Here is a 9527-nt window from a genome sequence, read left to right as displayed (position 1 = left end):
CGTCGTCAGCGAATTCGGCCACCCGCTCAGCGGCACGGTCGCCGACAAGGCCCAGCCGCGCCGCCTCCCCTCGCGTGCGCCGAGCGGTCCGCAGCGCATCCCAGGTCAGGATCGTCAACGCCAGCCAGACCAGCGAGAATCCGGCCCACCGCTCGGCCGGCATGGCCTCATGGAAGTAGACGACACCCAGCAGGAACTGGAACACCGGCGCCAGATACTGGAGCAGCCCCAGCGTCGACAGCGGCACCCGTATCGCCGCCGCTCCGAAGCACACCAGGGGAGCGGCGGTGACCACGCCCGTCGCCGCCAGCAGGGCCGCATGACCCGCCCCCGCCGTGCCGAACGTGGCCGACCCCTGCGCCCCCAGCCACACCAGATAGCCGAGCGCCGGCAGGAACTGCACCGCCGTCTCCGCCGCCAGCGACTCCAGGCCCCCGATGTTGATCTTCTTTTTGATCAGTCCGTAGACCGCGAAGGAGAACGCCAGGATCAGCGAGATCCACGGCGGACAGCCGTACCCCACCGTCAGCACCAGCACCGCCGCGAAGCCGATGCCGACCGCCGCCCACTGCGCGGGCCGCAGTCGCTCCTTCAGCAGCAGCACGCCCATGGCGATGGTGACCAGCGGATTGATGAAGTAGCCGAGCGACGCCTCGACCACCTGACCTGCGTTGACGGCCCAGATGTAGACGCCCCAGTTGACCGTGATCACCGTCGCGGCGACGGCGATCAGGCCGAGCTTGCGGGGCTCCCGCAGCAGCCCGGGTATCCAGGCCCAGCGGCGCAGCGCCAGCAGCGCGACCGCCACCACGGCCAGGGACCAGACCATGCGGTGGGCGAGGATCTCGGCGGCGTCGGCCGGCTTCAGCAGCGGCCAGAAGAGCGGGACCAGACCCCACATGCCGTAGGCGCCGATCCCGTACAGCAGTCCTGCCCGCTGTTCGCTGTCCTTCACTGGCCCTCCAGCCGCCCTGCGCCACGCTGCCCTGGGTCCCGTCCGGCCTGATGGGCCGGACAGGTCCTGGTCGAAGGTAGCGCCGGGCAGGGCCGACTGTCATGCCCGTATCCACAATACGGTCATTACTGCTGCGCGAGGGCCACGGCGACCGTGTCCGCGAGCGGCGTCGTCGGCCGGCCGATCAGCCGGCCGAGGTCGCCGCTCGTGCGGGCGAGCAGTCCGCGCTCGATCGCCTTGTCCACGTCGACGAGGATCGCGGCGAAGCCCTCGGGGAGACCCGCGCCGGTCAGGATCTGCTGGTGGACCTCGGCGGGGACGTTGTTGTACGCGATGTCCTTGCCGGTCTGCTTCGCGATCTCGGCCGCGTACTCGGCGAGCGACCAGGCCGTGTCCCCGCTGAGCTCGTACGCCCGGCCGAGGTGGCCGTCGCCGGTCAGTACGGCCGCCGCGGCGGCCGCGTAGTCGGCGCGGGCGGCGGCCGCGACCCGGCCCGCACCGGCGTTGGCGACGACCGCGCCGTGCTCCAGCACCGGAGCGAGATTGCCCGTGTAGTTCTCGGTGTACCAGCCGTTGCGCAGGAAGGTGTACGGAAGGCCGGAGTCGAGGATCGCCTGCTCGGTGGCCTTGTGCTCGTCGGCCAGCCGGAAGTCGGCCTCGGGCCCGCCGAGTACGCCGGTGTACGCGAGCTGGGCGACCCCGGCCGCCTTCGCCGCGTCGATCACGGCCTGGTGCTGCTGCACCCGCCGGCCGACCTCGTTCCCGGAGATCAGCAGCACCCGGTCACCCTGCTTGAAGGCGCCGACGAGCGTCTCGGGCGCCGAGTAGTCGGCGATGCGGAGCTCGACGCCCTGCTCGGCGAGGCCGGCGGCCTTCTCCTTGCTGCGTACGACCGCGGCGATGTCTCCGACGGGGGTGCTGACGGCGAGGAGCTGCTCGATGACGAGGCGGCCGAGATGCCCGGTGGCTCCGGTGACGACGATGCTCATGGGGGATTTCTCCGTTTCGTAGGGGCTCGACACTCACCCTACGGCTGGTGCTAACTATCAGAAAGTACCCACTTTCGCGTAAGGTACTGGCGTGAGCGTAAGTGCAAGGCATGATGTGAACCGGACGATGTGCCCGTCCCGGCTCGTTCTCGAACACGTCACCAGCCGCTGGGGCGTCCTCGTCCTCGCGGCGCTGCTGGACCGCTCGCACCGCTTCAGCGAGCTGCGCCGCGCGATCGACGGGGTCAGCGAGAAGATGCTGGCGCAGACACTCCAGACGCTGGAGCGCGACGGCTTCGTGCACCGCGACGCCAAGCCCGTCATCCCGCCGCGCGTGGACTACTCCCTGACCCCGCTCGGCAGGGAGGCCGCCGAGCAGGTGTGGGCGCTGGCCCGCTGGAGCGAGCGGCGCGTCCCGGACGTGGAGCGGGCGCGGGAGGCGTACGACGAAGCCCGGGCCTCCTAGGGAAGGAGCCCGGGCTTCGGGAGCAGGACCTCGGCGGACGCTACGGGCTGACCCGTAGGCCCGGTCGGGTCGTCAGCCTGTACCGGTCAGCCGACGACGGTCCAGGTGTCGTTGCCGGCCAGCAGCGCGGCCAGGTCGCCCTTGCCGTTCTGCTCGATCGCGGCGTCGAGCTGGTCGGCCATCTGGGTGTCGTAGACCGGCCGCTCGACGCTGCGGAACACGCCGATGGGCGTGTTGTGCAACGTGTCCGGGTCGGCCAGCCGGGACAGCGCGAAAGCGGTGGTCGGGCTGGAGCTGTGCGCGTCGTGGACGAGGATCCGCGACTCGTTCTCCGGAGTGACCGCGACGACCTTCAGATCGCCGGTCGCCTCGTCCCGGACGACACCCTTCACACCGTCCGCGCCGAAGCGGATCGGCTCGCCGTGCTCCAGGCGGATCACGGCCTCCTCGGCCTGCTGCTTGTCCTTGAGGACGTCGAAGGCGCCGTCGTTGAAGATGTTGCAGTTCTGGTAGATCTCCACCAGCGCCGTGCCCGGGTGGTCGGCGGCGGCGCGCAGCACCTCGGTGAGGTGCTTGCGGTCGGAGTCGACCGTACGGGCGACGAAGGAGGCCTCGGCGCCGATCGCCAGCGACACCGGGTTGAAGGGCGCGTCGAGCGAGCCCATCGGCGTCGACTTGGTGATCTTGCCGACCTCGGAGGTCGGGCTGTACTGGCCCTTGGTCAGGCCGTAGATCCTGTTGTTGAAGAGCAGGATCTTGAGGTTGACGTTGCGCCGCAGGGCGTGGATCAGGTGGTTGCCGCCGATCGAGAGGGCATCGCCGTCGCCGGTGACGACCCAGACGCTCAGATCGCGGCGCGAGGAGGCGAGTCCGGTCGCGATGGCGGGGGCGCGGCCGTGGATCGAGTGCATCCCGTACGTGTTCATGTAGTACGGGAAGCGGGAGGAGCAGCCGATGCCGGAGACGAAGACGATGTTCTCCTTCGCCAGGCCGAGCTCGGGCATGAAGCCCTGCACGGCGGCGAGGATCGCGTAGTCACCGCAGCCGGGGCACCAGCGGACCTCCTGATCCGACTTGAAGTCCTTCATCGACTGCTTGGCCTCGGCCTTCGGAACCAGGGACAGCAAAGTGGACGCTGTCTCAGTCATTGATGGCCTCCTTGAGAGCCGTGGCCAGCTGCTCGGCCTTGAACGGCATGCCGTTGACCTGGTTGTAGGACTGCGCGTCGACCAGGAATCTCGCCCGGATCAGGCCGGCGAGCTGGCCGAGGTTCATCTCCGGCACCACTACCTTGTCGTAACGCTTCAGGACCTCGCCCAGATTCCGCGGGAACGGGTTGAGGTGGCGCAGATGTGCCTGCGCGATGGGGAGGCCGGCGATCCGCAGCCGGCGCACGGCGGCGGTGATCGGCCCGTACGTCGAGCCCCAGCCCAGCACGAGCGTGCGGGCGCCGTCCGGGTCGTCCACCTCGAGGTCCGGCACCTGGATGCCGTCGACCTTGGCCTGGCGGACGCGGACCATGAAGTCGTGGTTGGCCGGGTCGTAGGAGATGTTGCCCGTCCCGTCCTGCTTCTCGATGCCGCCGATCCGGTGCTCCAGGCCCGGGGTGCCGGGCAGCGCCCAGGGGCGGGCCAGCGTCTGCGGGTCCCGCTTGTACGGCCAGAAGACCTCGGTGCCGTCCTCCGTGGTGTGGTTCGGCCCGGTGGCGAACTGCACCCGCAGATCGGGGAGTTCGTCCACGTCCGGGATCCGCCACGGCTCGCTGCCGTTGGCCAGGTAGCCGTCGGACAGGAGGAACACCGGGGTGCGGTACGTCAGCGCGATCCGGGCCGCCTCCAGCGCCGCGTCGAAGCAGTCCGCGGGGGTCTTCGGGGCCACGATCGGGACCGGGGCCTCGCCGTTGCGCCCGTACATCGCCTGCAGCAGGTCGGCCTGCTCGGTCTTGGTGGGCAGACCGGTCGACGGGCCGCCGCGCTGGATGTCCACGATCAGCAGCGGCAGCTCCAGCGAGACCGCCAGGCCGATCGTCTCGGACTTCAGCGCCACACCCGGGCCGGAGGTCGTCGTCACGGCCAGGGAGCCGCCGAAGGCCGCGCCGAGCGCCGCGCCGATGCCCGCGATCTCGTCCTCGGCCTGGAAGGTCCGCACACCGAAGTTCTTGTGCTTGGACAGCTCGTGCAGGATGTCCGAGGCCGGCGTGATGGGGTACGAGCCCAGGTAGAGCGGCAGATCCGCCTGCTGGGACGCGGCGACCAGGCCGTACGAAAGCGCCAGGTTCCCGGAGATGTTGCGGTACGTGCCCGTCGGGAAGGCCGTGACGGCGGGGGCGACCTCGTAGGAGACGGCGAAGTCCTCGGTGGTCTCGCCGAAGTTCCAGCCGGCCCGGAAGGCCGCCACATTCGCCTCGGCGATCTCCGGCTTCTTGGCGAACTTGGCGCGCAGGAACTTCTCGGTGCCCTCGGTCGGCCGGTGGTACATCCAGCTCAGCAGACCCAGCGCGAACATGTTCTTGGAGCGCTCGGCCTCCTTGCGGGAGAGCCCGAACTCCTTCAGCGCTTCGATCGTCAGCGTCGTCAGCGGGATCGGGTGGACGTTGTAGCCGTCCAGCGAGCCGTCCTCGAGCGGGGAGGCGTCGTAGCCGACCTTGGCCATGGCGCGCTTGGCGAACTCGTCCGTGTTGACGATGATCTCGCCGCCGCGCGGCACATCGCCGATGTTCGCCTTCAGCGCGGCAGGATTCATCGCGACCAGGACGTTCGGCGCGTCACCGGGGGTGAGGATGTCGTGGTCGGCGAAGTGGAGCTGGAACGAGGAGACACCCGGCAGGGTGCCTGCGGGCGCGCGAATCTCGGCCGGGAAGTTCGGGAGCGTGGACAGGTCGTTGCCGAACGACGCCGTCTCCGACGTGAAACGGTCACCTGTCAGCTGCATACCGTCACCGGAGTCACCGGCGAACCGGATGATCACCCGGTCCAGACGGCGGACCTCCTTGTCGCCGGGGGGCCTGCGCTGTCCCCCGAGCAGGGTCTCACCGGTCTCGTCTGCCTCGTCTGTGTGCTCGGCTGGGCTACTGACCTGGCTGGTCACTGAACTGGACCTCCTTCGAGGCGGCTGGGCTGCGGCCGGCTCACCGGTCGCTCCAAGGTCAACCCTACGTCGGTAAGGGTGGCCTTCCCTGGATCGCTCACATACTGGACGTCGATCTGAGACATCCCGATGCCCTGGTTTGCCATGTTCTGTTCGCCCCCCGGGTCCTTTCTGTAAGACGCTCCCGGCTGCACCTTCGGTTCTGTGCCCGACTCGCCTGACAGGGTGTCAGGTGATCATGAATTGAGGTAGGTCAGCACGGCCAGAACACGCCGATGATCCCCGTCGCTGGGGGAGAGTCCGAGCTTCAGGAAGATGTTGCTCACGTGCTTCTCCACCGCTCCGTCGCTCACGACCAGCTGTTTCGCGATCGCCGAGTTCGTCCGGCCCTCCGCCATCAGACCGAGGACCTCCCGCTCGCGCGGCGTCAGCCCGGCCAGGACGTCCTGCTTACGGCTGCGGCCCAGCAGCTGCGCCACCACCTCCGGGTCCAGCGCGGTGCCGCCCCGGGCCACCCGGACGACGGCGTCCACGAACTCCCGGACCTCGGCGACCCGGTCCTTCAGCAGATAGCCCACGCCCCGGCTGTTCCCGGCGAGCAGCTCGGTGGCGTACTGCTCCTCGACGTACTGCGACAGCACCAGCACCCCTATCCCGGGGTGATCGCGGCGCAGCCGGACGGCCGCGCGAACCCCCTCGTCGGTGTGCGTCGGCGGCATCCTCACATCGGCGACCACGACATCCGGCGGCGTGTCCTGCGCCGCGAGCTCCCCGACCGTCTTGATCAACGCGTCGGCATCCCCCACGCCGGCGACCACGTCGTGCCCGCGGTCGGTCAGCAGCCGGGTCAGGCCTTCCCGAAGCAGTACCGAGTCCTCGGCGATGACCACCCGCACCCTGTCCTCCACGACCAGCAGCCCCCATATGTCGTTCTACGTCCCGCCCCTGCACCTCCAGCATCCCAGCATCGGCACCCGGGCGCGCTCACCCACGCGTAATCCATGCCTGGCGTGGCGGCACGGTCTGCCCGGTGTCATGGCGCGCTGCTCCCCGTACGACGGTGCGCGGAGGCCACGGTGCGGGCGCGTGGGCGCGCGCGTACGGCGCGGGCTCAGGCCTTCGGCCGTGCGCGCCGCGCCGTCCACGCGTATCCGTCCACGCGTATCCGTACACCGTCATGCGCCGAGCGCCTGCAGGTCAGACGGCCCGCCAGGGCAGTTCTGCCGTGACGACCGTCGGCCCGCCGGGCGGCGAGTCGACGAGGAGAATCCCGTCGACCGCGTCGAGCCGCTCGGCCAGCCCCGCCAGGCCGCTGCCGGCCGACACCTCGGCGCCGCCCCGCCCGTCGTCCCTGACCTGCAGCATCAGCCGCTCCTGCGCCCGCCACACATCGACGGACGCCTGGCGCGCCTGCGCGTGCTTGCTGATGTTCTGCAGCAACTCGGAGACCGTGAAGTAGGCGATGCCCTCGATCGCCGGGACCGGGCGGGCCGGTAGGTCCACCTCCACCCGGACCGGAACCGTGCAGCGGGAGGCCACGGCGGACAGGGCCGCGTCCAGGCCTCGGTCGGTGAGCACGGCCGGATGTATGCCGCGCGCCAGGTCGCGCAGCTCCTGGAGCGCCGTCTTCACCTCTCCGTGCGCTTCCTCCACCATCCGCGCGGCCGCCTGCGGGTCCTCCTGGAGCTTCTCCTTGGCCAGGCCCAGGTCCATCGCCAGAGCCACGAGCCGGGCCTGCGCCCCGTCGTGCAGATCGCGCTCGATGCGCCGCAGGTCGGCGGCCGCCGTGTCCACGACCACGCCCCGGTCCGACTCCAGCTCCACCACGCGGCCCTCCAGCCGGGACGGGCCCAGCAGGCCCGTGACCAGCAGCCGGTCCACGGTGGCGAGCCCTCGGACGATCCACGGGGTCACCAGGACCAGCAGCAGGCCCGTCGCGCTGGTCACGGCGAGCTCGAAGGGGGAGTCGAGGTAGACGTTGTGCGTCCCGTCGCCGTACAGCTGGAGCCCGTCCACACCGACGTACACCGGGAACACCCAGTGCCAGAGCGGATACGTGGCGAAGCCCCAGCCGTATGCCCAGAAGGGAAGCGCGACGCAGAACGCGAACACCGCCCACGGCAGATGCAGCAGTGCGTAGAGCAGGTGCCGCCAGGACACCCCGCTCTTCAGCATCGTGCCGATCCACGCCATCGCCCCGCCCCTCCGGGGCCGGACCGGGGCGGGGTCGGCGATGTCGAGGCGGAGAAGGGCTCGCGCCCGCGCCCGCTCCAGCGTGCCGAAGCCGCGGCACATGGCCAGGGTGGCGGCCAGGACCGGAATGCCGAGGAAGGTGACCACCAAGCCGCTGCCGGCCGCCGCGAAGGAGACGGCGAGGGAGAAGAAGACGACGCTGAGCGGCAGACTCAGCATGAGATAGCCGAACTCGCGCCAGCTGCGGGCCTCGAACGGCGCGCGCAGCGCCTGGGGAAGCCGGTGGAGCCGGGTCGCCGGTTCCGTTCCGAATGCTGTGGCCATCGTGGTCGTCCGTTTCTGCTCGTCTGCTGCGCAGCGGCGGCGTGGTGGCTGGGCAGCGGCTGCACGTGGTGGCTGCTCGTCTGCTGCGCCCCGGGATGCTCGCTCCCATGCTGCTGAGCGCGCGAACACGGCACCATGCAGCCGGTATCCCTCTTGGAGGGGGGTTTTCCCTACCTGGCACCGGGCGCGGGCTGCCGCGCCGCGGGCACCCGGTCGCGCCAGGGCAGCTCTGCCGTGACGACCGTCGGTCCGCCCGGCGGGGAGTCCACGACGAACAGCCCGTCCACCGCCCCGAGGCGCTCGGCCAGGCCGGCCATCCCCGTACCGCCCTCGGTCGATGCCCCGCCGCGCCCGTCGTCCTGCACCTGGATCAGCAGCCGGTCGTCCCTGCGCCAGACGTCGACGGACGCCTGGCGCGCCTGCGCGTGCTTGCTGACGTTCTGCAGCAGCTCGGAGACCGTGAAGTAGGCGATGCCCTCGATCGCCTCGGCCGGGCGGGCCTTCAGGCCGACGGTGACCTGCACCGGCACGGTGCAGCGGGAGGCGACGGCGGACAGGGCGGCGTCGAGGCCGCGGTCGGTGAGGACGGCCGGGTGGATGCCGCGCGCCAGATCCCTCAGCTCCTGCAGCGCCAGCTTCACCTCGCCGTGCGCCTCGTCGACCATCGCTGCGACGGTTTCGTCGGCCTGGCCCTCCAGCAGCTTCTCCTTGGCCAGACCGAGCCCCATGGCGAGGGCGACCAGCCGGGCCTGCGCCCCGTCGTGCAGATCGCGCTCGATGCGCCGTAGATCGGCGGCCGCCGTGTCCACGACCACGCCCCGGTCCGACTCGAGCTCGGCTATCCGGCGCTCCAGCTCGTCGGACGGCGAGAGCAGCCCGCGCACCAGGGCCCGGTCGACGTTCGCCATCCCCCGTGCCACGTACGGCAGCACGGGCCAGAAGACGAACAGTCCCGTCAGAGTGATGACGAAGCCGAGCACGCCCCACGGCAGCCGTATGAACGCGTACAGCACGGACCGCCAGGCCACCGGGTCCTTCAGCCCGGTCCACATCCGGCCGAGGAAGCTGTCGCCGGGGCGGCGCGGGAGCGGGCTCGGCTCGTCCACCCGTACCCCGAGCAGCCCGCGCGCCCGTGCCCGCTCCCACCTGCCCAGCAGCCGCGATCCGGCCAGACCGCCGGCGAGGAGAGGCAGACCGATGACCGTGACCGAAAGCGCCGCACCGGTCGCCACCATGAAAACCGTGTAAACAAATCCGAGAAGCGCGCACGGCAGACCGGAGAGGAGATACGCGATCTCCTTCCAGGTGTGCCGGCCGTACGCGAACTGGACGGGCGGCGGCCCTTCGTTCTCCATGGCGCTGGCATCCTCCACGGCGGCGCTGGCATCGCTGGTCACGGTCATGCGCCCCAGCCTGCCGGGTCGCATCCCCGCACGCCATGGGGTATGTGGGTGGGGCGAAGTAGGGATATCCCCACCCCTGGAGCGCCTGACGATCGCCCGATCCTGACCAA

General features: G+C 70.5%; 8 protein-coding genes. 1 reads left to right on the top strand and 7 read right to left on the bottom strand.

Annotation, left to right across the window (positions count from 1 at the left end; translation table 11 throughout):
- Positions 1–901: EamA family transporter RarD (rarD, locus tag ACWCXB_RS18405; protein ID WP_450724021.1), on the bottom strand; the 901-nt coding region annotated here is incomplete at its 3' end.
- 179 nt (positions 902–1080) lie between these two features.
- Positions 1081–1944 carry an SDR family oxidoreductase gene (locus ACWCXB_RS18400; protein ID WP_450724006.1) on the bottom strand — a complete coding sequence of 288 codons (864 nt, stop codon included), beginning with the start codon at positions 1942–1944 and terminating at the stop codon, positions 1081–1083.
- Positions 1945–2071: 127 nt separating this feature from the next.
- Between ACWCXB_RS18400 and ACWCXB_RS18395 the strand changes: the two genes are divergently transcribed.
- Positions 2072–2410 carry a winged helix-turn-helix transcriptional regulator gene (locus tag ACWCXB_RS18395; protein WP_450724019.1) on the top strand — a complete coding sequence of 113 codons (339 nt, stop codon included), beginning with the start codon at positions 2072–2074 and terminating at the stop codon, positions 2408–2410.
- Between the two features lie 86 nt (positions 2411–2496).
- On the opposite strand, the gene ACWCXB_RS18390 is transcribed toward ACWCXB_RS18395, so the two are convergent.
- The 5 genes from ACWCXB_RS18390 to ACWCXB_RS18370 all read right to left on the bottom strand — a co-directional run bounded on the left by ACWCXB_RS18390 (position 2497) and on the right by ACWCXB_RS18370 (position 9369).
- Positions 2497–3558, bottom strand: coding sequence for a 2-oxoacid:ferredoxin oxidoreductase subunit beta (locus tag ACWCXB_RS18390; protein WP_450724004.1), 1062 nt, complete (start codon positions 3556–3558; stop codon positions 2497–2499).
- Positions 3551–5497 (bottom strand): 2-oxoacid:acceptor oxidoreductase subunit alpha, encoded by a 1947-nt coding sequence (locus tag ACWCXB_RS18385; RefSeq protein WP_450724002.1) that lies wholly within the window; start codon positions 5495–5497, stop codon positions 3551–3553. Before ACWCXB_RS18385 ends, ACWCXB_RS18390 begins: the two co-directional genes overlap by 8 nt.
- Positions 5498–5733: 236 nt before the next feature.
- Positions 5734–6393: a LuxR C-terminal-related transcriptional regulator gene (locus ACWCXB_RS18380; RefSeq protein ID WP_450724017.1), complete on the bottom strand. Its 660-nt coding sequence runs from the start codon at positions 6391–6393 to the stop codon at positions 5734–5736.
- Positions 6394–6694: 301 nt separating this feature from the next.
- Positions 6695–8014 (bottom strand): sensor histidine kinase, encoded by a 1320-nt coding sequence (locus tag ACWCXB_RS18375; protein WP_450724000.1) that lies wholly within the window; start codon positions 8012–8014, stop codon positions 6695–6697.
- Between the two features lie 170 nt (positions 8015–8184).
- Positions 8185–9369 carry a sensor histidine kinase gene (locus ACWCXB_RS18370; protein WP_450724015.1) on the bottom strand — a complete coding sequence of 395 codons (1185 nt, stop codon included), beginning with the start codon at positions 9367–9369 and terminating at the stop codon, positions 8185–8187.
- Positions 9370–9527: the final 158 nt, after the last annotated feature.

The organism is Streptomyces sp. NPDC001514, assembly GCF_053597075.1.
Note: the sequence above shows the minus strand (reverse complement) of the source record. Positions and strands in the feature narration are given on the sequence as shown.

Coding starts and splice junctions, on each gene's coding strand:
- ACWCXB_RS18400 (WP_450724006.1), bottom strand. CDS start 1,944: ATGAGCATCGTCGTCACCGGAGCCACCGGGCATCTCGGCCGCCTCGTC.
- ACWCXB_RS18395 (WP_450724019.1), top strand. CDS start 2,072: ATGTGCCCGTCCCGGCTCGTTCTCGAACACGTCACCAGCCGCTGGGGC.
- ACWCXB_RS18390 (WP_450724004.1), bottom strand. CDS start 3,558: ATGACTGAGACAGCGTCCACTTTGCTGTCCCTGGTTCCGAAGGCCGAG.
- ACWCXB_RS18375 (WP_450724000.1), bottom strand. CDS start 8,014: ATGGCCACAGCATTCGGAACGGAACCGGCGACCCGGCTCCACCGGCTT.
- ACWCXB_RS18370 (WP_450724015.1), bottom strand. CDS start 9,369: ATGGAGAACGAAGGGCCGCCGCCCGTCCAGTTCGCGTACGGCCGGCAC.